The 22,401-nt window shown below is 58.4% G+C and carries 20 protein-coding genes; 11 read left to right on the forward strand and 9 right to left on the reverse strand.

The features are described from left to right. Positions 1 to 31 precede the first annotated feature (31 nt). The 8 genes from ACFWW2_RS14390 (at position 32) to ACFWW2_RS14425 (ending at position 8,350) form a co-directional block, all read left to right on the forward strand. A complete protein-coding gene (locus tag ACFWW2_RS14390) occupies positions 32 to 1,228 on the forward strand; it encodes an ABC transporter substrate-binding protein (RefSeq protein WP_393928909.1) in 1,197 nt (398 codons plus the stop codon). An 89-nt stretch (positions 1,229 to 1,317) separates the two neighbouring features. Next, the gene (locus ACFWW2_RS14395) at positions 1,318 to 2,103 is read left to right on the forward strand and encodes an ABC transporter ATP-binding protein (protein WP_393928911.1); all 786 of its coding nucleotides are present in this window, start codon (positions 1,318 to 1,320) and stop codon (positions 2,101 to 2,103) included. Continuing rightward, entirely contained in the window at positions 2,100 to 2,258 is a 159-nt protein-coding gene (locus ACFWW2_RS14400; RefSeq protein WP_393928913.1) for a hypothetical protein, read from the forward strand. Before ACFWW2_RS14395 ends, ACFWW2_RS14400 begins: the two co-directional genes overlap by 4 nt. Continuing rightward, the gene (locus ACFWW2_RS14405; protein WP_393928915.1) at positions 2,255 to 3,082 is read left to right on the forward strand and encodes an ABC transporter ATP-binding protein; all 828 of its coding nucleotides are present in this window, start codon (positions 2,255 to 2,257) and stop codon (positions 3,080 to 3,082) included. The genes ACFWW2_RS14400 and ACFWW2_RS14405 overlap by 4 nt, the downstream gene beginning before the upstream one ends. Continuing rightward, on the forward strand, positions 3,079 to 3,522 hold the full coding sequence (locus ACFWW2_RS14410) for a hypothetical protein (protein WP_393928917.1): 444 nt from the start codon (positions 3,079 to 3,081) through the stop codon (positions 3,520 to 3,522). The genes ACFWW2_RS14405 and ACFWW2_RS14410 overlap by 4 nt, the downstream gene beginning before the upstream one ends. Continuing rightward, positions 3,522 to 4,532: a branched-chain amino acid ABC transporter permease gene (locus ACFWW2_RS14415; protein ID WP_393928918.1), complete on the forward strand. Its 1,011-nt coding sequence runs from the start codon at positions 3,522 to 3,524 to the stop codon at positions 4,530 to 4,532. The genes ACFWW2_RS14410 and ACFWW2_RS14415 overlap by 1 nt, the downstream gene beginning before the upstream one ends. Then, a complete protein-coding gene (locus ACFWW2_RS14420; RefSeq protein ID WP_393928920.1) occupies positions 4,529 to 5,830 on the forward strand; it encodes a branched-chain amino acid ABC transporter permease in 1,302 nt (433 codons plus the stop codon). Before ACFWW2_RS14415 ends, ACFWW2_RS14420 begins: the two co-directional genes overlap by 4 nt. Before the next feature lie 57 nt (positions 5,831 to 5,887). Beyond that, positions 5,888 to 8,350 carry a penicillin acylase family protein gene (locus ACFWW2_RS14425; RefSeq protein WP_393928922.1) on the forward strand — a complete coding sequence of 821 codons (2,463 nt, stop codon included), beginning with the start codon at positions 5,888 to 5,890 and terminating at the stop codon, positions 8,348 to 8,350. Here the strand turns inward: ACFWW2_RS14425 and hflX are convergent. The 9 genes from hflX to dusB form a co-directional block, all read right to left on the reverse strand. Further along, positions 8,347 to 9,618: a GTPase HflX gene (hflX, locus tag ACFWW2_RS14430; RefSeq protein ID WP_393929408.1), complete on the reverse strand. Its 1,272-nt coding sequence runs from the start codon at positions 9,616 to 9,618 to the stop codon at positions 8,347 to 8,349. The two genes, ACFWW2_RS14425 and hflX, sit on opposite strands and share 4 nt — an antisense overlap. 5 nt (positions 9,619 to 9,623) lie before the next feature. Beyond that, positions 9,624 to 9,857, reverse strand: coding sequence for an RNA chaperone Hfq (gene hfq, locus ACFWW2_RS14435; RefSeq protein WP_007204924.1), 234 nt, complete (start codon positions 9,855 to 9,857; stop codon positions 9,624 to 9,626). Between the two features lie 114 nt (positions 9,858 to 9,971). Then, positions 9,972 to 11,492, reverse strand: a complete 1,521-nt coding sequence (locus tag ACFWW2_RS14440; RefSeq protein ID WP_393928924.1) for a TrkH family potassium uptake protein — start codon at positions 11,490 to 11,492, stop codon at positions 9,972 to 9,974. Beyond that, on the reverse strand, positions 11,492 to 12,868 hold the full coding sequence (gene trkA / locus ACFWW2_RS14445; RefSeq protein WP_393928926.1) for a Trk system potassium transporter TrkA: 1,377 nt from the start codon (positions 12,866 to 12,868) through the stop codon (positions 11,492 to 11,494). The genes ACFWW2_RS14440 and trkA overlap by 1 nt, the downstream gene beginning before the upstream one ends. Next, complete coding sequence (locus ACFWW2_RS14450; protein WP_393928928.1) at positions 12,868 to 14,268, reverse strand: sigma-54-dependent transcriptional regulator; 1,401 nt, start codon at positions 14,266 to 14,268, stop codon at positions 12,868 to 12,870. Before ACFWW2_RS14450 ends, trkA begins: the two co-directional genes overlap by 1 nt. An 8-nt stretch (positions 14,269 to 14,276) precedes the next feature. Next, positions 14,277 to 16,430 (reverse strand): sensor histidine kinase NtrY-like, encoded by a 2,154-nt coding sequence (locus tag ACFWW2_RS14455; RefSeq protein WP_393929411.1) that lies wholly within the window; start codon positions 16,428 to 16,430, stop codon positions 14,277 to 14,279. 199 nt (positions 16,431 to 16,629) lie between these two features. Next, the gene (locus ACFWW2_RS14460) at positions 16,630 to 18,003 is read right to left on the reverse strand and encodes a response regulator (protein WP_393928930.1); all 1,374 of its coding nucleotides are present in this window, start codon (positions 18,001 to 18,003) and stop codon (positions 16,630 to 16,632) included. Further along, positions 18,003 to 19,079, reverse strand: a complete 1,077-nt coding sequence (locus ACFWW2_RS14465; protein WP_393928932.1) for a two-component system sensor histidine kinase NtrB — start codon at positions 19,077 to 19,079, stop codon at positions 18,003 to 18,005. The genes ACFWW2_RS14460 and ACFWW2_RS14465 overlap by 1 nt, the downstream gene beginning before the upstream one ends. Further along, a complete protein-coding gene (dusB, locus tag ACFWW2_RS14470) occupies positions 19,076 to 20,077 on the reverse strand; it encodes a tRNA dihydrouridine synthase DusB (protein WP_393928934.1) in 1,002 nt (333 codons plus the stop codon). The genes ACFWW2_RS14465 and dusB overlap by 4 nt, the downstream gene beginning before the upstream one ends. Before the next feature lie 185 nt (positions 20,078 to 20,262). On the opposite strand from dusB, the gene ACFWW2_RS14475 reads away from it, so the two are divergent. From ACFWW2_RS14475 to ACFWW2_RS14485, 3 genes are read left to right on the forward strand one after another with little or no spacing between them, the layout of a single operon-like run. Then, positions 20,263 to 21,396: a bifunctional 2-C-methyl-D-erythritol 4-phosphate cytidylyltransferase/2-C-methyl-D-erythritol 2,4-cyclodiphosphate synthase gene (locus ACFWW2_RS14475; RefSeq protein ID WP_393929413.1), complete on the forward strand. Its 1,134-nt coding sequence runs from the start codon at positions 20,263 to 20,265 to the stop codon at positions 21,394 to 21,396. Next, a complete protein-coding gene (locus ACFWW2_RS14480; RefSeq protein WP_393928936.1) occupies positions 21,393 to 21,875 on the forward strand; it encodes a phosphatidylglycerophosphatase A in 483 nt (160 codons plus the stop codon). Before ACFWW2_RS14475 ends, ACFWW2_RS14480 begins: the two co-directional genes overlap by 4 nt. Before the next feature lie 2 nt (positions 21,876 to 21,877). Continuing rightward, positions 21,878 to 22,360 (forward strand): CinA family protein, encoded by a 483-nt coding sequence (locus ACFWW2_RS14485; protein ID WP_393928938.1) that lies wholly within the window; start codon positions 21,878 to 21,880, stop codon positions 22,358 to 22,360. Positions 22,361 to 22,401 lie beyond the last annotated feature (41 nt).

Genomic DNA, 22,401 nt, shown 5'->3' on the forward strand with positions numbered 1-22,401 from the left:
CAGGATAAAGACATCCACTAGGGAGACGACAATGAAAAAACTAATGATGGCGACAACCGCCATGACCATGCTTGCGGGTGCCGCATTTGCTGACGCCCATTCCGAAGAAGTGAAGATCGGCGTGATCCTGGGCTTCACCGGCCCGCTTGAATCGATCACACCTGCCATGGGCGACGGCGCGGAACTGGCGATGGCCGAAGTCACCGAGTCAGGCGCATTGCTGGGCGGGGCCAAGGTGACATCCGTGCGCGGCGACAGCACATGTATCGATGCCGGTGCTGCCACAACAGCCGCCGAACGTCTGGTCACATCCGACAATGTGAACGCAATCATGGGCGCTGACTGTTCCGGCGTTACTGGTGCAATCCTGCAGAACGTGGCGCGCCCCAATGGTGTTGTCATGATCTCACCATCAGCCACGTCACCCGGTCTGTCGACCGCCGAGGATGACGGCCTGTTCTTCCGGACCGCCCCATCTGATGCACGCCAGGGCGTGATCATGACGGAAATCCTGCAGGATCGTGGCATCAGCGAAGTGGCCCTGACCTATACCAACAACGACTACGGCAAGGGTCTGGCAGATTCGTTCCAGGCGGCATTCGAAGAGGCTGGCGGCACCGTCACCATCTCTGCTGCCCATGAGGACGGCAAGGCCGACTACTCTGCCGAAGTCGGCGCGCTGGCATCAGCCGGTGGTGAGGTGCTGGTTGTTGCAGGTTACGTTGACCAAGGTGGGTCCGGCGTTATTCGTTCCGCCTTGGACTCCGGTGCGTTCGACACGTTCTACGTGCCTGACGGCATGGTCGGCGTGAAGCTGAATGAAAACTTCGGTGACGAACTGAACGGATCCTTCGGTGCATATCCCGGTACGGACAGCCCGGGTGCTGCAAAGTTTGTTGAAATGGCATCCGAGGCCGGTTTTGACGGAACAGGTGCATTCAGCCCCGAATCCTATGATGCCGCAGCCCTGATCATGCTCGCCATGCAGGCGGCCGGGTCGTCGGCTTCTGCCGACTTCAAGGATCACGTGATGGATGTGGCCAACGCCCCCGGCACCGAGATCTTCCCCGGTGAACTGCAAAAGGGTCTTGAGCTGCTGGCTGCAGGCGAAGACATCGACTATGTCGGCGCATCTGCCGTGGAACTGATCGGACCCGGTGAATCTGCGGGTAACTATCAGGAAGTCGAATTCGCCGATGGCGTCTATTCGACAATCGGCTACCGCTGATCAGCCCATCAAAAACGTCGACGGCGCGGGATTTTCCCGCGCCGTTTGCCAACAGGAATACACGTCGGGACAGCGTGTAAGGGGACGATATGATTGTTGTTGAAAATCTGGTGAAAACCTTTGGTGGTTTTCACGCGGTCGATGATGCAAGCCTGCGGATCGACGAAGGGACGATCACCGGATTAATCGGACCTAATGGGGCCGGAAAAACAACGCTTTTCAATGTAATTGCCGGCGTTCTTAAACCAACATCGGGTCGTGTGACCATGATGGGCGAAGACATCACCGGCCTGCCCCCGCATACCCTGTTCCACAAGGGGTTGCTGCGCACCTTTCAGATCGCGCATGAATTTTCGTCGATGACGGTCCGGGAAAACCTGATGATGGTGCCTGCTGACCAGTCCGGCGAACGGCTTTGGAATACCTGGTTCGGGCGTAGGCGGATCGCTGACGAAGAACGCGCGCTCAAGGCCAAAGCGGACGAAGTGATCGAATTCCTGACAATTGACCACCTGAAGGAAGAAAGGGCAGGCAACCTGTCAGGCGGCCAGAAAAAGCTACTGGAACTGGGGCGCACCATGATGGTCGACGCCCGGATCGTTTTCCTCGACGAAGTTGGCGCAGGCGTGAACCGTACCCTTTTGAACACAATCGGGGACGCGATTATCCGCCTGAACCAAGAACGGAACTATACATTTGTGGTGATTGAGCATGACATGGACTTCATCGGCCGCCTGTGTGACCCGGTTATCTGTATGGCAGAGGGTCATGTGCTGGCCGAAGGGACCTTGGAAGAGATCAAGGCCAATGAACAGGTGATCGAGGCCTATCTCGGCACCGGATTGAAGAACAAAGACAAGGTAAGTGCGACATGAAATTCCTATTCACCATCCTTCTGGGGGCCATTCTTGGTGCCGCAGCCACGCTTTATTGGATCTATGGCAACTATGCGGATGCATCAGAACAGGCGCTGATGCGCGACACGCTGACCACCTATCTGCCCTTCCTGTCGGAGTATGTTAATCCGTGAGCGACAGCCCCTACCACGATGACAGAGGCAACAAGGACCGGTCGATCACGAGGGAGCCAGGAAGCACCCTCGAAAAGGTTGACCGGCGATCAGGCAACAGCACTGCAAAGCATGGTGATCCGTTCCTGATCGGTGATGCGATGACCGGGGGGTATGGCAAAGGTCCGGATATTCTGCATTCCTGTACGATTGCTGCCGAAAAGGGCGAGATTGCGGTGATTGTCGGCCCGAACGGCGCCGGCAAATCCACGGCAATGAAGGCCGTGTTCGGCATGTTGAACGTCAATGACGGGGCCGTGCGGCTCGATGGTGAGGATATCACGCATCTCTCGCCGCAGCAGCGTGTGGTCAAGGGCATGGGGTTCGTGCCTCAGACTTCCAACATTTTTACGTCGATGACGGTGGAAGAAAACCTTGAAATGGGGGCTTTCATCCGCCGTGATGATTTCCGGGATACCATGGCGCAGGTCTATGACCTGTTCCCGATCCTCAAGGAAAAACGCAATCAGGCTGCTGGAGAGCTATCCGGCGGCCAACGCCAGCAGGTCGCGGTCGGTCGCGCGCTGATGACCAAACCCAAGGTGCTGATGCTGGACGAACCCACAGCGGGCGTTTCACCTATCGTCATGGACGAACTATTCGACAGGATTATCGAGGTCGCCCGCACCGGAATTCCGATCCTCATGGTCGAACAGAACGCCCGCCAAGCGCTTGAAATTGCAGACAAAGCCTATGTTCTGGTGCAAGGGCGGAACGCGCATACGGGGACGGGTAAGCAACTGCTGGCTGATCCAGAAGTCAGACGGAGCTTCTTGGGCGGATGAGTAGAAAAAAAATATTAGTTTACAGCGCTATTGTCGCCGCTACCTTGGCAACCAACGCTTACGCACAATTGTCGGAACGCACGGTTCCTGCGCAATGCCAGATGCGTCAAGCATGCGATGGGGGGATATGCGTCGATGTGTCTGTGCCCTTTCGTCCGCTCTTTTTTTTCCAGAATGAGGGGCGTTACTCCTATACATCTACATTTGGCAATGCGCCGTTTGCAATAAGCGACTTTCCGAACGTCGATGCTGCGCAGCGATCATACTCGGCGAACACTGAGGCAGTTTCTCCTTATTTCATCGTGCCTAAGGGCGAAACTGGTATCGGATATAACCTTGACCTTCACACCGTTTTTGATTGGCGCGAAAAAACCCACAGTTTTGGCCGCTATGTAAAGCTATCCTGCAGATTTATACACCCCGCCATGGATTTCTACTGATGGACTTTCTCAACGCCCTCGTCGCCTTTGCGAACTTTGTCTTCGTCCCAGGCCTTGCCTATGGCGCGCAGCTGGCCATCGGTGCCCTCGGCGTCACGATGATCTATGGCATACTGCGCTTTTCCAATTTTGCCCATGGCGATACCATGGCCTTTGGCACGGCCATGACAATCATTGCAACCAACATGCTATTGGCCGTCGGCATCACCTTCGGGCCGCTGCCCACTGCCCTGCTCGCCCTGCCAGTCGGGATCGGGATGACGATCCTTCTGGTTCTCGCCATCGACTGGCTGATTTACAAGTTCTACCGTGACCAAAAGGCGAAACCTGTGATCCTCGTCATCGTCTCCATGGGTGTGATGTTCGTGATGAACGGGGTCGTGCGGTTTATCATCGGGGTGGATGACATCCGCTTTGCCGACGGTGAACGGTTCATTATCACCGCCCGCGAATTCCGCGATATGACCGGTCTGCGCGAAGGATTAGCAATCAAGACGACCCAAGCTATCACGGTGGTGGTCGCCGTCATCGCGGTCGCATTGCTGTTCTGGTTTCTCAACAAGACTCGCACCGGTAAATCCATGCGGGCATTTTCGGATAACGAGGATCTTGCCCTGCTGTCCGGCATCAACCCCGATTGGGTGGTCAAGGTGACCTGGATGATTGTGGCAGCACTCGCCACCACCGCAGGCGTGCTTTACGGGCTTGATAAATCCTTCAAGGCCTTCACCTATTTCCAGCTGCTGCTCCCGATCTTTGCCGCAGCCATTGTGGGCGGGCTTGGCAATCCGCTTGGGGCCATTGCTGGCGGGTTTGTCATTGCCTTTAGCGAAGTGACGATCACCTACGCCTGGAAAAAGGTACTGGTCTATCTGATGCCGGAAAGCCTGGAGCCGGACGGCCTCGTCCAACTGCTCTCCACTGATTACAAATTTGCGGTCAGCTTCGCGATCCTGATCATCGTGCTGCTCTTTAAGCCGACCGGCCTGTTCAAGGGGCAATCCGTATGAACCCTGCCATCAAGAACCCGCTACTCTTCGCGTTAGTCGGTTGTCTGATCCTTGGAACGGGTCTTATCCAAGGTTGGAACACTGCCCTGCTGATCCTGAACATGGGCCTGATTTCGGCCATCATGGCGCTGGGTGTAAACCTGCAATGGGGATTTGCGGGGTTGTTCAATATCGGCGTCATGGGCTTTGTCGCATTGGGTGGTCTCGCCACCGTCCTGATTTCTATGCCGCCCGTGGGCGAGGCTTGGGCGGCAGGTGGCCTCCGGGTTATCCTTGGGCTGATCGCCGGGGCCGCGACAATTGCCGCCGCCATCTTTGCGCAAAGGCGGTTTCTGGGGCGCAGCCGCACCTTTATCACTCTCGGGGTGCTGATTGTCGGCTTCTTCACCTTCCGTGCTGTCTTTGACCCCGGCGTTGCTGCGGTCGAGGCCGTGAACCCCGCCGCGACGGGTTACCTTGGTGGTCTTGGATTGCCTGTGCTCCTCGCCTGGCCTGTGGGCGGGCTACTGGCCGCCGGTGCCGCATGGATCATCGGGAAAACCGCACTTGGCCTGCGATCAGATTATCTTGCCATTGCCACGCTGGGCATTGCCGAAATCATCATTGCCATCATGAAGAACGAGGACTGGCTGGGGCGCGGTGTCAAGAATGTGATCGGCCTGCCACGCCCTGTCCCGTTCGAGGTTGATCTGCAGAGCGACCCTGTCTTTGTCGAACGCGCCATCAGCCTTGGCTTGGACCCTGTCACTGCATCGACGCTTTACACCAAGCTCGCCTATGGTGTGCTTTTTGCCATCGTGCTGATCATTCTTTTGTGGCTGGCACAAAGGGCGCTGAACAGCCCATGGGGCCGTATGATGCGCGCAATCCGGGATAACGAAGTCGCTGCCGAAGCCATGGGCAAAGACGTCACCGCCCGCCACCTGCAAATCTTCATCCTCGGTTCCGCCATCTGTGGGATTGCCGGGGCCATGATGACCACGCTGGATGGGCAGTTGACGCCCGGCACCTACCAGCCCCTGCGCTTCACCTTCCTGGTCTGGGTCATGGTGATCGTGGGCGGGTCGGGCAACAACTTTGGCGCTGTGCTGGGCGGCATGCTCATCTGGTGGCTCTGGGTGATGGTCGAACCGCTTGGTCTGGGTCTGATGAACCTTATCGCCAGTGGTCTGCCGGATGGCAGCAATCTGAAAGATACGCTGATCGACGGGGCGGCACATATGCGCTTGCTGACCATGGGTCTGATCCTGCTTCTGGTGCTGCGCTTCAGCCCACGCGGGCTGATCCCGGAACGCTAGCTTGCCCTTCCACATGGCCCTGCTAAAACAGAGCCGTTCACTAAACCAGAGGGGCGCATGGCTCTGATCTTTCGCTGGCTGGTCCGGCTAGCCTCAGCATTGATTTTCGCCGCAGTTGCGGCCCTTGTACTGGCGTACTACTTCGCCTCGCGTTCCCTGCCCGATTACAACGCCAGCAGTGTGGTCGATGGCATCAGCGCGCCCGTCGAAATCGTGCGCGACAATGCCAATGTGCCACATATCTTTGGCCAGCGGGACGAGGATGTGTATTTCGCACTGGGCTACGCCCATGCGCAGGATCGGCTTTGGCAAATGACCATGCTGCGGCGCACCGCGCAAGGCCGCCTGTCCGAACTGTTCGGAGAACGCACGGTTGGCATTGATGAAGTGCTGCGCCGGTTTGATATCTATAGTTTGGCGGTTTCGTCGGTCGATGCGCAGGATGACCAGACCAAATCCGCCCTGACCGCCTACTCCGCCGGGGTGAATGCCTGGCTCAACGAAGTGAACGCAGGTGCCCGTGGGCGCGGTGCGCCTGAAATGTGGCTGTTCAGCCATCCGGTGGCCCCGTGGCAACCCGCCGACAGCCTGGCAATCATGAAGCTGATGGCCCTGCAACTGTCATCGCATCTGGAAAACGAGGTGCTGCGCGCCCGCACGTCCCTGCTGATCAGCAACGAACGTCTGGCCGATATTATGCCCGACGATCCGACAGGCGGGGTCGCCGCCTTACCCGAATATGCGCAATTGGTCCCGGACGTGCCAGCCTTCAGCCCAAACACCCGCATGGCCTACGACCCGTTATCACCAATCAAATCGCGGGAGCTGGCCGGTGCCTCAAACGCCTGGGCTGCCAATGCCGCGCGTTCGGCTACCGGGGCCACCTTGTTGGCCAATGACCCGCATCTGGGGCTGACGGCCCCGACAATCTGGTATCTGGCACGGCTGGAATTGTCATCCGGTGGGGTCATCGGTGGCACGATCCCCGGCATGCCGGTCGTCCTCAGCGGGCGCAGCGCCGATCTGGGTTGGGGGGTGACATCAGCCTATGTGGATGATCAAGACATCCTGATCGAAGAGGTCAACCCGAACAATCCCAACGAATATCGGGATGTCAGCGGTTGGGTTCCGTTCCGCAGCCGTGACAGCATCATCACGGTCAAAGACGCCCCCGCCGTCACACTAAGGCTGCGCTGGACAGCGAATGGTCCGGTGATGCCGGCCAATCAGTTTGACCTTGGCACTATAACCCCACGTGGGCATGTCACTTCCATAGCATGGAGCGCGTTGTCAAACCGCGACACCTCCATGTCGGCTGCCATGAAGATCATGCGCGCCCAAACGATCACCGCAGCGATTGCCGCGGGTGAGGACTACATCGCCCCCGCACAGAACCTAACCATCGCCGACCGGAACCGCATCGCGATGAAAACCATTGGTGCTCTGCCCGCCCGCGATGCAGGTCATCAAAGTCAGGGTCGGCTGCCCAGCTTTGGCTACCTGCCCGAAAACCGCTGGAGGGGCCGTTTTCCCTACAGCGACAATCCCGAATTCGTGAACCCCGAAGGCGGCATTCTCGGCAATACCAATAATAAAACCATCGACCGGGAATTCCCGCAGCATGTCTCGCATCTCTGGGGTGACACGCAGCGCATCTATCGATGGCGGCGGCTGATGCAGGCGCGCGGTGTCCACACCCGCGACAGCTTTATCGAGGCGCAGCTGGACACCGTCAGCTTTACCGCGCGCACGCTCACATCCCTGATGACCGCCAATCTGGCGTATACAGGCGATGCGGCCCCCGCAGGCACGCCCGAACGGCGGCGACAGGACGCGCTGCTGCTGCTGACCGCATGGAACGGCGAAATGAACGAACACCTGCCAGAGCCGCTGATCTACGCGGCATGGCTCCGCGAGTTGAATAAGCGTCTGATCCGCGATGAACTGGGGCCGCTTGCCCCCGAGTTCACACATGCCGACCCGATTTTCATCGAACGGGTGTTTCGCGATATCGACGGGGCCAGCGTCTGGTGTGACGTGATCCAATCCGCCCCGATTGAAACCTGTACCGACATCGCCAGACAGGCACTGGATGAGGCGCTGCTTTGGATCACCGAAAACCATGGCGAGGCGATTGAGGCTGTCCGTTGGGGCGACGCGCATCAGGCAACCCACGATCACCCTGTATTGGGATCTACGCCGATTCTGAACTGGATCGTAAATATTCGCCAGTCGACCAGCGGCGGCGATCACACGCTGCAGCGAGGCAAGACATCCGGCACAGGCCCCGCCCCGTTCCAGAATGTACATGCTGCGGGCTATCGCGGGGTCTATGACTTTGCCGATCCAGACAGCTCGGTCTTTATCAGCGCGACTGGACAGTCAGGACAACCGCTGTCACGCTATTATGATAATCTGGGTGAGCTTTGGCGGCGTGGTGAATACATCCCCATGTCACTGGATCCCGACCTGGCGCGCGCAGCGGCTGTGGGGATTTCAGTGCTGCGGCCGGCCAATTAAAGCCGCGCGAAACGCTCCCGCTGCAGGGCGGTCCAGAATACCGTCATGGCATAACCATCGTCATCCTGCTGTTCATCGGTGACAATGCCTTGCTCAAACAGCCATGCCCTTTTGCGGCCTTCTGAAAAAGACAGATGCAACCACGCCTCGCTGCGCGGGTCTTTCAGCTTGTCAGGGATCGCCGCCAACAACGCATCCAGCCCCTCGCCCGTCACGGCGGAGATCGCGAACAGATCATCGGTGCGTGCGGCCTGCGTCAACATCGCCTCGCGCTCATCGCCTTCCATCAGGTCGATCTTGTTCCAGACCTCGATCATCGGCGCCTCATCCGCAACGCCCAGATTGTGGAGGATCGCATTGACATCCTGCGCCTGCTCTTCGGTTTGCGGATGGCTGATATCGCGGACATGCATGATCAGATCGGCGTCCAGAACCTCTTCCAATGTCGCACGAAAGGCGGCGACCAATTCGGTCGGCAAGTCACTGATGAAACCCACCGTGTCCGACATGATGACCTCGTCACCAGTCGGCAGAACGATCTTGCGCATGGTGGGATCAAGCGTCGCGAACAACATATCCTTGGCCAACACCTCGGCCCCGGTCAGCCTGTTGAACAATGTCGATTTGCCGGCATTGGTATAGCCGACCAGCGCAACAATCGGGAACGGGACCTTGGCGCGCGATGCGCGGTGCAACTCACGGGTCTTGACCACCTTGGCCAATTGACGGCGCAGACGGCCAAGTTGTTCATCAATGGCGCGGCGGTCCGCCTCAATCTGCGTCTCACCCGGACCGCCGACAAAGCCCAGCCCACCCCGCTGCCGTTCCAGATGGGTCCAGGCGCGGACAAGGCGGGTTCGTTGATAAGACAACGCTGCCATCTCGACCTGCAGCACACCTTCTGACGTGCGCGCCCGGTCGCTGAAAATCTCCAGGATCAGCCCGGTGCGATCCAGCAGTTTCACGCCCCATGCTTTTTCCAGATTGCGCTGCTGAACCGGCGTAACCGGTCCGTCAATCAGAACCAATTCGATTTCTGCCGCCTTGAATATGGCCTTCAGTTCTTCGATCTTGCCCTTGCCGAACAACATCCCTGGATGGATCTTGGGCAGACGCACGATTGACCCATCCACGACCTCCAGATTAGGCAAGGCTGCGGCCAGTGCCTCAGCCTCTTCCAATGCAGGCTCTGCATCGCGGCGTGTCGTGTCGGATTTCAGATCAGGATGCAGTACCCAAGCCCGTGTGATGGGCTGATCGTGTTCCAGCAATCTTATTCTTCGCCTTCGTAAAGACTGATCGGCTGCGCAGGCATAATGGTGGAAATGGCGCTCTTGTAGACCAGTTGGGACTGCCCGTCGCGGCGCAGCAATACACAAAAGCTGTCAAACCATGTGATCACGCCTTGCAGCTTAACGCCGTTCACCAAGAAAATAGTCACAGGGACCTTTGTTTTCCGGACATGGTTGAGAAATGCGTCTTGCAGGTTCGCTTTATCGGCGGCCATTACGTCACCCTTTTTATTCTTGCGGCCGCGCAACGGCCCCCCATCGTTCATTTTGCAGTATGTCGTGGCCGTACCAGAGTTTCCAGCCCAAAAAAGCACTTGTTTTTCTGGTGTTTAGCGCTGCCAGATTTCAGGGTTGAAAAGTGCGATAATCGCCAGTGTTTCAAGCCGCCCAAGAACCATGGCCGCCGCCAGGATCGCTTTTGCACCATCAGGAATGCCAGCATATGAGATCGGGGTTTCTGCAGCGACCGACGCCAACGGCCCGGTTGTCGACAACGCGGACACAGCCAGTACCATCGCCGTTTCGAATTGTACCCCTGTCAGTGACAGCAGCAACATGATGGTCGCAATGCTGAGTGCGAAAAGCATGAAAAACACCCAAGAGATAAAGGCGCCTTGTTTGCGAATGCGTCGCGCTTCCCTTCCACCGCCACCAACGGATGAGGGATGCAGCAGCCGCTCCTGCTCACGCTCACCATGACGATAAAGCGCGTAGATCCGCAGCAATTTGACCCCGCCCGCCGTGGTGGCCACCCCGCCCCCGATCAGGGCCATGCCAATCAGGAACAGACCGGGCGTATCCAGCCCCGACCAGTCCGCCGCGCCGTCCCAATAATGGGATTCAAAACCTGTTGTTGTCAGAAAAGACGTCACCGTAAAAAGCGCACCCCAAAGAGCCGAAGCAACCTCGACTAGGTTCGCACGTTCCTCAGTTTCAGACGCACCGATAAAATGGCGCAGAAACAGCAATGCGGTGACTGACCCGATCAACACCAGCGCGGTCAAAAACTCCGGATCCCGGCGCAATCCTTGCTCTCCCTCCCCCGTCAGCCCCCGGCTGAATGTCAAACGCGACAGCGCAAAGGCAAAGAAAAAGAAGATCAGCAACTCACCCCAAAACCGGGAGGCGGCAAAATACAGTCCGCCAATCGGTGAAATGCCGGATGTCGACAGAACCGACATTGCGTGGCAAAGCGCGATGTAAGGAAACTCTCCCATAATGACGAGGCCGATCCACAGCGCCAGCGTCAGCCCCGCATAGATCGGCGTCAGTGTCAGGGTGTACCGCACAAGCCGCTCGGATGGGTCGGCGATCTTTGCGATCTGCGTGAACGACCTGACCGCACCGCCGCTGCCACCGGCTGCCGCCCGCACCTCGAACCCGCCCAGGTTCATGGGGGCAAAAATGGAAACGGCGGTGATCCAGACCAGCAATCCACCCAGCCAACCCACTAGCGCCCGCCAAAGATGTAAAGATGGGGTCAACCGACCAGCATTTTCGTAAACAGTGGCACCGGTGGTGGTAAAGCTCGACACCATTTCGAACCATGCATTGATATAGGTCGTATTTCCGACCGCCTCGTAAAACGGGACGGCAAACATCAACGGCAACACGGTAAAGGCCGCCAACAGGCCCACCAATTGACTGCGGGCAACGCTGGGGGGCGTATAGCCTGCTGTTGCAAGCGCGATCATCAGGGTGAGGATGGAAAATAGGATAAAGCCGTAAAAGAACACGCGCATGGTCATGAAATCTTCCATGATGGCACCATGCGCGGCGGGCACCAGCATCGCCAAAGCGCCAAAGCCCATCAGGACCACAAAGAATGGCAGGCGCGTGATCCAGTTCATCAGAAAAAGTCGATCGTCACCTGCAGCAGGCGCTCAACTTCGGGTACGTCCTCTGCCATGGCAAAGATGGTGATGACGTCGCCCTCGTCGATGCGCGTTTCACCGGTTGGTTTGACGATCTTGCCGCCCTTGACGACACCGCCGACAATCGCGCCCTCTGGAAATGAGACATCCTTGATCCGCTGACCAGATATGGGGGATGTACCCAGCACCTGCGCCTCGATCACCTCTGCCTCGGCATCACCGATAGAATAGACGCCGCGCACCCGGCCATGGCGGATATGGCGCAGGATCGAACTCACGGTTGTCGCCCGCGGATTGATATAGGCGTCAATGTCCAACGGCCCCATCAGTGGAACAAGCGTTGGATCATTGATCAGACAGATCGACATCGGGCAGCCCATTTCCTTGGCCCGGACCGACGCCAGCAGGTTGGTTTTGTCATCATCCGTCACCGCCAGAACGGCATCGGCCGTGGCAATGTTCGCCTCTTCCAAAAGACCGCTATCCAGCCCATCGCCATTCAGCACAATCGTGCGGTCCAAGGCATCGGCAGCGCGCTCGGCGCAAACGCGGCTTTTCTCAATCACCTTGACCCGCACGCGTTCTGTCCGGGCCTCAAGCGCCTGCGCAACACCCAAACCAACATTCCCACCGCCAATAATGACGATACGCTCTTGTTTCGACTGGGTTTTTCCGAAGATCTCCAGTGTACGGGTCATATCCTCCGTCACGGTGAAGATATAGCAATCATCGCCCGCAAAGATCTGGTCGCCGGGGGCTGGCACGAACAGTGCACCATCGCGGCGAATGCCAACCACAATCGCACGCAGGGTCGAAAATAGGTCTGTGAGCTGGCGCAGTGGCGTATTTATGACCGGGCAATCTTCATCAATCGTGATCCCCAAAAGCTGCGCACGCCCTTCCAGAAAGCTTTCGGTATCAAACGCGGCAGGGGCGGCCAGCCGTTGCAGAGCGGCCTCCGCCACCTCCTTTTCGGGTGAGATGACGACATCAATAGGCAGGTGGTCACGGCGATAAAGATCGGAATAAATCGCATCCAGATAGCTTTGAGCGCGCAGGCGCGCGATCTTGCGCTGGATGGCGAACACCGAATGGGCCACCTGACAGGTGACCATATTCACTTCGTCCGAATGGGTGGCGGCGATGATCATATCTGCGTCGCTTGCCCCGGCGCGGTCCAGGATATCAGGGTAGCTCGCAAACCCGGCAATCCCCTGCACATCCAGCGTATCAGTCGCACGGCGCACCAGTTCCGGATTGTTATCAACAACGGTTACGTCATTGTTTTCGCCGGACAAATGGCGGGCAATCTGCCAGCCAACCTGGCCTGCACCGCAAATGATGACTTTCATTATGCGTCGCCTTCAACATAGGCAACGCGGCCACCCGCCTTATTTGTGGTGACAACCCCCAGCGATTTCAATTTGCGGTGCAAAGCCGACCGTTCCATCCCCACAAAGGATGCGGTCCGGCTGATATTCCCACCAAACCGGTTGATCTGGGTCAGCAGGTATTCGCGCTCGAACAACTCGCGCGCCTCGCGCAGCGGCAGGGTCGCAAGGCCCCCCGCCAGAACGATCCGCCCTTCCTCGCTGCCAGCATCCTCTGCCGACGGCAACTCCTTGGCGGTGATATCATCGCCATTTTCACCAAGAATAAGAACGCGTTCCACGACATTCTTCAACTGACGGACATTACCCGGCCACAACATAGTTTGCAGCAAGGCCCGCGCATCATCTGCCAGTTTGCGCAGCGGCAGGCCCTGCGCTTTGTTGAAGACCTCGATGAAATGTTCGGCCAGAACGGGAATATCTTCGCGCCTCTCCTCAAGGGACGGCACAGCGATCGGAACCACATTCAAACGGTGATACAGTTCCTCGCGAAAGTTTCCTGTCTCAATCTCTGCTGGCAGATCGCGGTTTGTGCTGGAGATCACGCGCAGGTCCACTTGAATCTTGTCGGTGCCGCCCACCCGCTGGAACCGCTGATCAACCAGGACTCGCAGGATTTTCGACTGTGTTCCCAACGGCATATCGGCTACTTCGTCAAAATAAATGACACCGCCATTGGCTTCTTCCAGCAGCCCCGGTTCAATACCCCGCCCGCTGTCCTCGCGACCGAACAGCACCTCTTCCATACGGTCAGGCTCGATCGAGGCAGAGTTGACCGTCACAAAAGGGGCAGATGATCGGTTGGAGTTGGCGTGGATATAGCGCGCCGCAATCTCCTTGCCGACACCGGCGGGGCCGGTCAGCATCACCCGCCCGTTTGACTTCGTCACCTTGTCCAATTGCGATTTGAGATTGCGGAAGGCCGCACTGTCGCCCAACATCTCGGCGCCGGCGACTTCACCACGCTTGAGTTGCAGATTTTCGCGACGCAACCGTGATGTCTCCATCGCCCGGCGTATGACAACCATCAACTGATCAATATTAAACGGCTTTTCGATGAAATCATAAGCGCCCTGTTTGATGGCTGCGACCGCGATTTCGATATTGCCGTGACCGGAAATGATCACAATCGGGATGTCGGGGTGGTCGCGCTTGACGGATTTCAGGATGTCGATGCCATCCATGCTGCTGTCTTTCAGCCAGATATCCAAAATCATCAGCGCAGGCGGTTCGGCCGCGATCTGCGCCATGCATTCGTCGGATGTTCCGGCAAGCCGGGTGGTATACCCTTCATCCTGCAGGATTTCGGAAATCAGCTCTCGGATATCGCGTTCGTCATCAGTGATCAGAATATCGCCCATCTTTGCCCTCATGCTGGTATTTTTGTTGCCTGCGTGCCCGCTCGCATCACAGGAAGTTGGATTGTGGCGCAGGCACCCGCGTGGTTTTGCCCGTCGAACTTGTCTGCGCCTGTCAGCGACAGGTTGCCGCCATGCTCTTCGATGATTTTCTTGACGATCGGCAGGCCAAGCCCGGTACCGCTGTCACGTGTTGTCACATAGGGTTCAAACAGGCGGCTGCGGTCTTCCGGCAACCCAATGCCATTATCGACAATCGTGATCGTCACCGTATTTTCCGTGTGCGACATCGCGACACGCACCTCTGGTTGGTATCCGTCGCGCCCATGCTTTTCAATGTACGTTTCGGTCGCTTCGCCCGCGTTCTTGATCAGATTTGTCAGCGCCTGCGAAATCATCGTACCGTCCAGTTCCGCCAGAATGGCCTCTTTCGGCAGATCCGCCTTGATTTTCACACCCGGCTGACCGGCCCGCTGCAGTGCCACCGCATCATTTGTCAATTTGGTCAGGTCGCTTATCGTCAGTTTGGGTTCCGGCATGCGGGCAAACTTCGAAAACTCATCAACAATGCGCCGCAAATCGTTGGTTTGTCTGACGATAACGTCTGTCATCTGTTCCAGCGTCGCCGCATCCTTACCAACATGTTTGCCGAACTTTCGCTGAATACGCTCCGCCGACAAACGGATCGGCGTCAGCGGGTTTTTGATTTCATGGGCAATGCGGCGGGCAACATCGCCCCACGCGGCCATCCGTTGGGCGCTGACCAGATCGGTAACGTCGTCAAACGCCACCACATACCCTTCCAGCGCACCGTCAGCGTTCTGGCGCGGTGACATGCGGACCAGCAAGCTTTCCTGTTGGCCTTTGCGCAAGAGGTTCACTTGATCCTGTACACCTTCGCTGTTGGCGCTGCGCACACGCTCGAAAAGATCTGCAAATTCAGGCACGGCGACAGACAATGCACTGTCGGCCAAATCCGGTCCGACCGAAAGCAGACGCTTTGCCGACGGATTAACAAAGGCGACCCGGCCATCCGGATCCAGACCAACCACCCCGGATGTGACCGAACTTAGCACGGAATCGAACAGACGCCGGCGCCGCTCGGTCAAACGGTTCGTTTCAAGCAATTCGTCCCTTTGCCCTTTCAACCGGCTGGTCATCTGGTTGAAGTAATGGCCCAGCTGCGAAATCTCGTCATCGCCATCATCCTCAATCACACGCACATCCAGATCGCCCGACCCAACGCGCTGCGATGCTGACACCAGCCGCCCCACGGGGCGCGACAGACGCTCTGCAAACCACAGCCCGCCCCAAATCGCGCCAAGGATCAGGATTACCGCAAAGCCCAGATAAAGCAGGCCAAACTGGAACAGAAGCTGGCCACGTTCATTGGCCAATTCTTCGTATTGTTCGACAGTTTCAGTCGTATCATCCAGCAAAGACAACACACTTCCGTCGACCTCGCGGGTCACATAAAGATACCGGTCGGGAAAGGCCGGCAGCGGAACCAAAGCGCGAAATTCGTTATTCTCAAAATCTTCGATAATCGCCAGACCGTCCTTTTCCGCCTGTTCAAAGGCGTCAGGGCCGGGCAATTCATACCCAAACTCATAAGAGTTCAGACCGCGGGCGGTGATGTTGCCAAGGGCGTCCAGAACAAAGGCCTCACTCAGACCAAGTTTAATCTGTGTTTGGACCTCACCCAGAACACGGCGCACCTCCCCGTCATCCATGAACAGGTTGGCCTGGCGTTCGCGGTTCAGATTACCGGCCAATACCCGCGCATCGCGGCTCAGTTCCTGCCGGTGTTCATCTTCATAGGCTCTTGCCGTCGTCAAAGAGGTGCGAAGAACATTGCCCACGGGCTCTGAAAACAGCCCTTCCAACGCGATGGAAATCAGCAAGACTGAAAAGACGGCCACAAGAACGGTGGGGATCAGCGCTGACAGGGCAAAAACCCCGGTCAGCCGCAGATGCAGCCGCGACCCTGCCGATTTCGCCCGGCGCGCCGCGACCATACGGGCCACCTGCCCCATGACAAGCGCCATGACCACCAGCACGTAAACAAGGTCGACCAGCAGCACCATACGCAACTGCGCGGATGCGGCACCCTGATCCAAGGGTCCAACGACAAAATAGGTGATCGCCGCAAGAATCGGCGCCATCAGCACCAGACCGACGGTCACCGCATTGCGTACATGACGCTGGCGCTGCCACCGGCTGAAGCGCTGGAAATTCAGTCCCAAAAGGGTACGCCGCACGCGCCAAGCCCTGCTACTGAGGTGAGGTCACCCTCACGATACCGCCAAATTCTGTGGTCTTTATGCTACGTTGACGCAGCACCGCCACGGTTCTGTTGCGGTTTTACATCAACTTACGGCGTCGTGTCACGCGGATATCGAGATCTGTGATCTTCTTACGCAAGGTATTCCGGTTGATCCCCAGCAAATCAGCGCATTTTGCTTGGTTGCCACCGGTTGCATCCAGCGCAATTTCGATCAGCGGCGCCTCAACTTCTTTCAGGATCCGGTTGTAAAGCCCCGGCGGAGGCAACACACCCCCATGCAGATCGAAATAGCGCCGCAGGTGCTTGGCCACGCTCGCCGACAGCTTCTCACCCTCACCACCAGAGCGTAGCGGTTCGATCGCGGGCTGGTTGCCCAAGACCATTTCCACTTCAGATCGCGTGATCTCTTCCTCGGCGGCGGTAAAGACCAGCCGTCGTACCGCGTTTTCCAACTGACGCACGTTGCCGGGCCAGCTATAGGCACGCACCAGATCGAGGGCCGCATCACCAAACCGTCGTGCCGGTGCCCCGTCACGTTCTGCACGGACCAAGAAATGCTCGGCTAGGAGCGGAATATCATCGACCCGTTCACGTAGTGATGGCACGTCAACCGTAACCCCGCCCAAACGGTAGAACAGATCTTCGCGAAACTTGCCTTCTTCCATGCGGGCCATCAGATCAGATTGCGATGTCGCCATGATCCGCGGGGCATTGTCTGCAAGCGTATCCAGCATCCGCACGATCCGGCCTTGCGCTTCATCGGTCAGGTCGCTGACCTCATCAAACAGGATCGATCCACCCTTGGCCCGGCTCAATACAGTCGATGGGCCGTCCATCCCCTCCAGATCGGCGGCGGCGACAGTGACAAACGGCAAGCTCCGGCGATCAGAGAAATCATGAACCGCACGGGCAATCAATGACTTGCCAGTGCCGCTTTCCCCAGTGATCAGAACGGGCAATTGCGTGTTCATCACCCGGGCCACTAGACGATACAGTGCCTGCATCACCGCTGTACGCCCCACCAATGGCAGATCATCCCCCTGCTCGGCCGCGCCGGCAGTCCCGGCACGTGTCACAGGTGCCCGGCGCTTGACCTCCAGCGCGCGCGCAGCCCGTTTCATCAGGTCAGGCAAATCAAAAGGTTTTGGCAGATAATCATAGGCGTCCGCCTCCGCTGCCTGAATCGCCGTCATGATCGTGTTCTGCGCGGAGATCACAATTACCGGCAAACCGGGCCGTGCCTCAGAGATTTGGGGCAATTGCTCCAACCCGTTCCCATCAGGCATCACCACGTCCGAGATCACCAGATCGCCCTTCCCTTCATCCACCCAGCGCATCAGCGTCACAAGGGATGACGTGGCATGCACCTTGCAGCCCGCCCGGGTCAGTGCCTGCGTCAGGACAGTCCGGATTGTCCGGTCGTCATCGGCAACTAAAACGGTTCCGTCCATCAATTCTCTCCTGTTTGGATGTCTTTGGGGGCAAGCGGCAGTGAGATGCGAAACACTGTCCGACCCGGCACGCTATCGACCGAAATCCAACCACCCGCATCGCCGATCAGTTTGGAAACAAGGGCAAGCCCCAAACCCGTGCCATTCTCTTTGCCGGATATGAACGGCTCAAAGATATCGTCGGCAATTTCCGGGGGCAGTCCGGGCCCGTCATCAATGATCTCGATCTGCAATGGCAGCCGAGACTGCGTCCCATCAGACCGATGCACCCGCAACGACGCGTCGTAGAAGGTATGCAGCCGGATCGCGCCCCCCGCCTTGTTCGCCTCAGCCGCATTCTTAAGCAGGTTCAAAAACACCTGTAACAACTGATCCGCATCGGCGATGGTCTGCGGCAATGACGGATCATACTCTTCGATGAACAGCATATGGGCGCCAAAGCCAACGGCGGCGGACTGTCGCGCGCGATCCAGCACATCGTGGATGTTGACCGGTTTCAGCACCGGCGGGCGCAGATTGCCGAACTGCTCCACCTGCTCTAGCAGTTTCACGATACGGCGGCTTTCCTCTACAATCAGGTCGGTCATCTCCTGATCTTCCGGGCTTAACCCCATCGACAAAAGCTGTGCGGCACCTGTGATTCCGGCCAGCGGGTTCTTGATTTCATGCGCCAGCATCTCGGCCATGCCGATTGCAGATTTCGCGGCCTTTTCGGACGAATGGTTCTGGTTGATGCGGCTGGCAATCTCGCGCGGGCTGATCATGACGATCATCGCGTCTTCGGTGCCCTGCAGCGGCGCGAATTGCAGGTTGCACAGCATCGGGGGCCGTTCCCCACCGCCCACATCCACATCATTCACGAACAACGACGTGCGGTTCTTGCGCGCGCGCGCGAACGGCGCCTCAAGCGGTGCGTCGATCATCACCTTTTCCCACAACCGCTGACCGCTCAGCGACTTGGCCGACATGTTCAGAAAGCTTTCGGCTGCAGGATTGCTAAGAACAATAACATCCTCCGCGTCCAGCAAAAGCGCCGGAACAGGCAAGGATGACCATAGTGCTGTATCGATGATCACGCGGCCTGCCTCATGCTGAGGGCATCAGGCAGATCGCGCAGCACATCGCGCGGGCTGACATGGGTCAGGATCGCCTTGCGCGGCGCAGGTTCGGTCCGGGCATCATCCATATACCAGCCCAGATGCTTGCGCGCGACCTTGCGGCCCAGCTCTTCACCGTAAAACGCCAGCATCGCTTCATAGTGACGGCACACCAGGTCAATCAGATCGTCGCCCTGTGGCACCTCAGGCGCTGAACGCCCATACAGATCAGCCGCGACTTGCGCCAGCAGCCAGGGCCGCCCCTGCGCGCCCCGCCCAATCATCACGCCATCTGCCCCGGATAAACGCAATGCGTCGCGCGCAGTCGCGGCATCAACGATGTCGCCATTTGCAATCACGGGAATGCTCACCGCATCCTTCACCGCCCGGATCGCTGCCCAATCGGCATTGCCTTTGTAAAACTGGCACCGGGTGCGTCCATGAATAGTCACCAGGCGGATCCCCGCATCCTCGGCGCGGCGCGCGACATCTGCCGCATTCAGGCAATCATCGTCCCATCCCAACCGGGTCTTCAGCGTCACCGGCACATCAACCGCATTCACGACCGCCTCAATCAATGTCAGCGCGTGATCAGGCGTGCGCAGCAAGGCCGATCCCGAATATCCATTGGTCACCTTCTTGGCCGGGCAGCCCATGTTGATATCAATCATCGCCGCGCCGTTCGCCTCAATCATGCGGGCGGCTTCGGCCATCCAACAGGCCTCGCGCCCGGCGATCTGCACGGCAGTGCCCGCCTGATCAAACCCCAGTTCGGCGCGTTCGCGCACACCGGGCTTTGCCTGCACCATCTCCTGACTGGCCACCATTTCGCTGACAACCCAGCCCGTACCAAACGATGTAACCAATTGGCGGAACGGCAAATCCGTGATTCCCGCAAGCGGAGCAAGCGCGACCGGTGGTTGCAAAACCACATTGTCGAGTTGGATCGTATCGTCGTGTGCCAATGGAACAGTCATTCGCCTAAAGGGTATGCGTTGCATTTGAAGTAAGAGGAAACACGGGGCGCCACAACGAAACCAGCGTCAGGAAATACGAAAAAACCAGCATGTGCCTAAATATTGTGCATCCTGGTTGAAAAACTGACGAATTGCGTGTTTGCATCACACCCCCTAAACCTGTGCTCAGGAATGACGGGATGACCATGACAACAGTAGCCATCATCGTTGCCGCCGGGCGCGGCACACGGGCCGGTGGGGAAATCCCCAAGCAATGGCAACATCTAGGGGATCGCACGGTCGCTGGTCATGCGATGCAGACATTTGCAGATCACCCCCTCATCGATAAACTGATCTTCGTGCTTCACCCCGATGATTTGGAAACCAATCTCTGGCCATCAGACCCCGCCGCCGACCTCGTCACAGGTGGCAAAACGCGCCGTGCTTCGGTTCTGGCGGGACTGGAAGCCGCCGAAGGCCAGGCTGACATTGTGCTTATCCACGATGCCGCCCGACCGCTGATCAGCCCCACGATCATTGACGATGTGCTCGCTGCCCTCGACACACATGACGGTGCGGCACCAGCCATTGCTGTCATCGACACCCTCTGGCACGGCGCAAACGGACAGGTCACTGGCATGCAGGACCGCGATGGGCTTTACCGCGCGCAAACCCCCCAGGGTTTCCACCTCGCCCCTCTTCTCGCCGCACATCGCGCCAATACCGCTGACGCGACAGACGATGTAGCGGTTGCCCGGGCTGCGGGGCTGGACGTGGCCATCGTGACAGGCGATGAAGAGAACATCAAAATCACCATGCCGGGCGACCTTGCCCGGGCAAAGAAATTGATGGGATATCAAATGGATGTCAGATGCGGCAATGGCTATGACGTGCACCGGTTCGGGCCGGGCGATCATGTTTGGCTGTGTGGTATGAAGTTGCCGCACGACCGCGCTTTGCAGGGGCATTCTGATGCCGATGTCGGGATGCACGCGGTGACCGACGCAATCTATGGGGCACTTGGCATGGGCGATATCGGCCAGCATTTCCCCCCGTCCGATCCGCAATGGAAGGGTGCGGCCAGCCATATCTTTCTGGAACATGCGGTCAGCCTTGCCGCCGAAAACGGCTACCGGATCAGCAATGCGGACTGCACGCTGGTCTGCGAATACCCCAAGATCGGGCCGCATCAGCCCGCGATGAAATCCGCCTTGGCCCGGATCATGGGGCTTGAGGCCACCCGGATCAGCGTCAAGGCCACAACCTCCGAACGGCTCGGCTTTACCGGCCGGGGCGAAGGGATCGCCGCGCTGGCCACCGTCACATTGGTGAAACCATGACCCATTTTATCGCCACGTTCTTCTATGTCGGCCATCTGCGCCCCGCACCGGGCACATGGGGGTCGCTGGCGGCTCTGCCTGCAGCCTGGGTCATCTATGTCCTGACCGGCCCTTGGGGGTTGGTGGTCGGGGCCATTGCGTCATATGTCCTTGGGGTCTGGGCAACCGCAGTGGAAACCAAAGGCAAGGACAATCACGACCCGTCAGAGATTGTCATTGACGAGGTTTGCGGCCAATGGATCGCCCTGCTGCCCGTGGCCTTCGGCGCCTATTACACCGCCAGCGATATCACCGCGCTCTGGCCCGGCTGGATCGCGGCTTTTGCGCTATTCCGGCTGTTCGACATCACCAAATGGGGGCCGGTCGGCTGGGCCGACCGTATGCACGGGCCGACCGGGGTCATGCTGGATGACGTGATCGCGGGCGTTTTTGCCGCACTGGGCGTCATTGGATTGGCAGCACTCTACCATATCTTCTGATCATGGACGCCAGCGCATTGCTCAATTCCGCCCGGGCCCAGGGCCTGATGATCGCTACGGCAGAAAGCTGCACAGGCGGCATGGTTAGCGCGGCCATCACCGACATTCCGGGCAGTTCCGACGTTTTCGACCGGGGGTTTGTCACCTATACCAACGCCGCCAAACGGCAGATGCTGGGGGTGGCCGATGCGACGCTCGCCGCCCATGGCGCGGTGTCCGAACAGGTCGCCGCCGAAATGGCCGCAGGCGCGCTGGCGCAATCGGACGCCCGGATCGCGGTGTCGATCACCGGCATCGCAGGGCCCGGCGGGTCCGACCACAAACCCGAAGGGCGGGTCTGCTTTGGCGTGGCCAGCCCCAGCATGACCAGGACCGAAACCTGCGATTTCGGGGCATTGGGGCGCGACAAGGTGCGGCGGGTGGCGACAGAACATGCACTTGCGTTGCTCCAGCAGGCGGTCGATTCATATGCGCCCGATAATTAGGCAAGAGCCGCCAAACGCGCACTAAAATGGTGCGTTGTCAT

It is taken from the genome of Yoonia sp. R2-816 (genome assembly GCF_046762905.1).
Classification (GTDB): Bacteria; Pseudomonadota; Alphaproteobacteria; order Rhodobacterales; family Rhodobacteraceae; genus Yoonia.

Coding starts and splice junctions, on each gene's coding strand:
- ACFWW2_RS14390 (WP_393928909.1), top strand. CDS start 32: ATGAAAAAACTAATGATGGCGACAACCGCCATGACCATGCTTGCGGGT.
- ACFWW2_RS14395 (WP_393928911.1), top strand. CDS start 1,318: ATGATTGTTGTTGAAAATCTGGTGAAAACCTTTGGTGGTTTTCACGCG.
- ACFWW2_RS14400 (WP_393928913.1), top strand. CDS start 2,100: ATGAAATTCCTATTCACCATCCTTCTGGGGGCCATTCTTGGTGCCGCA.
- ACFWW2_RS14410 (WP_393928917.1), top strand. CDS start 3,079: ATGAGTAGAAAAAAAATATTAGTTTACAGCGCTATTGTCGCCGCTACC.
- ACFWW2_RS14415 (WP_393928918.1), top strand. CDS start 3,522: ATGGACTTTCTCAACGCCCTCGTCGCCTTTGCGAACTTTGTCTTCGTC.
- ACFWW2_RS14420 (WP_393928920.1), top strand. CDS start 4,529: ATGAACCCTGCCATCAAGAACCCGCTACTCTTCGCGTTAGTCGGTTGT.
- ACFWW2_RS14425 (WP_393928922.1), top strand. CDS start 5,888: ATGGCTCTGATCTTTCGCTGGCTGGTCCGGCTAGCCTCAGCATTGATT.
- hfq (WP_007204924.1), bottom strand. CDS start 9,857: ATGGCCGCCGATAAAGCGAACCTGCAAGACGCATTTCTCAACCATGTC.
- ACFWW2_RS14440 (WP_393928924.1), bottom strand. CDS start 11,492: ATGAACTGGATCACGCGCCTGCCATTCTTTGTGGTCCTGATGGGCTTT.
- trkA (WP_393928926.1), bottom strand. CDS start 12,868: ATGAAAGTCATCATTTGCGGTGCAGGCCAGGTTGGCTGGCAGATTGCC.
- ACFWW2_RS14450 (WP_393928928.1), bottom strand. CDS start 14,268: ATGGGCGATATTCTGATCACTGATGACGAACGCGATATCCGAGAGCTG.
- ACFWW2_RS14455 (WP_393929411.1), bottom strand. CDS start 16,430: ATGGCGCCGATTCTTGCGGCGATCACCTATTTTGTCGTTGGACCCTTG.
- ACFWW2_RS14460 (WP_393928930.1), bottom strand. CDS start 18,003: ATGGACGGAACCGTTTTAGTTGCCGATGACGACCGGACAATCCGGACT.
- dusB (WP_393928934.1), bottom strand. CDS start 20,077: ATGACTGTTCCATTGGCACACGACGATACGATCCAACTCGACAATGTG.
- ACFWW2_RS14475 (WP_393929413.1), top strand. CDS start 20,263: ATGACAACAGTAGCCATCATCGTTGCCGCCGGGCGCGGCACACGGGCC.
- ACFWW2_RS14480 (WP_393928936.1), top strand. CDS start 21,393: ATGACCCATTTTATCGCCACGTTCTTCTATGTCGGCCATCTGCGCCCC.
- ACFWW2_RS14485 (WP_393928938.1), top strand. CDS start 21,878: ATGGACGCCAGCGCATTGCTCAATTCCGCCCGGGCCCAGGGCCTGATG.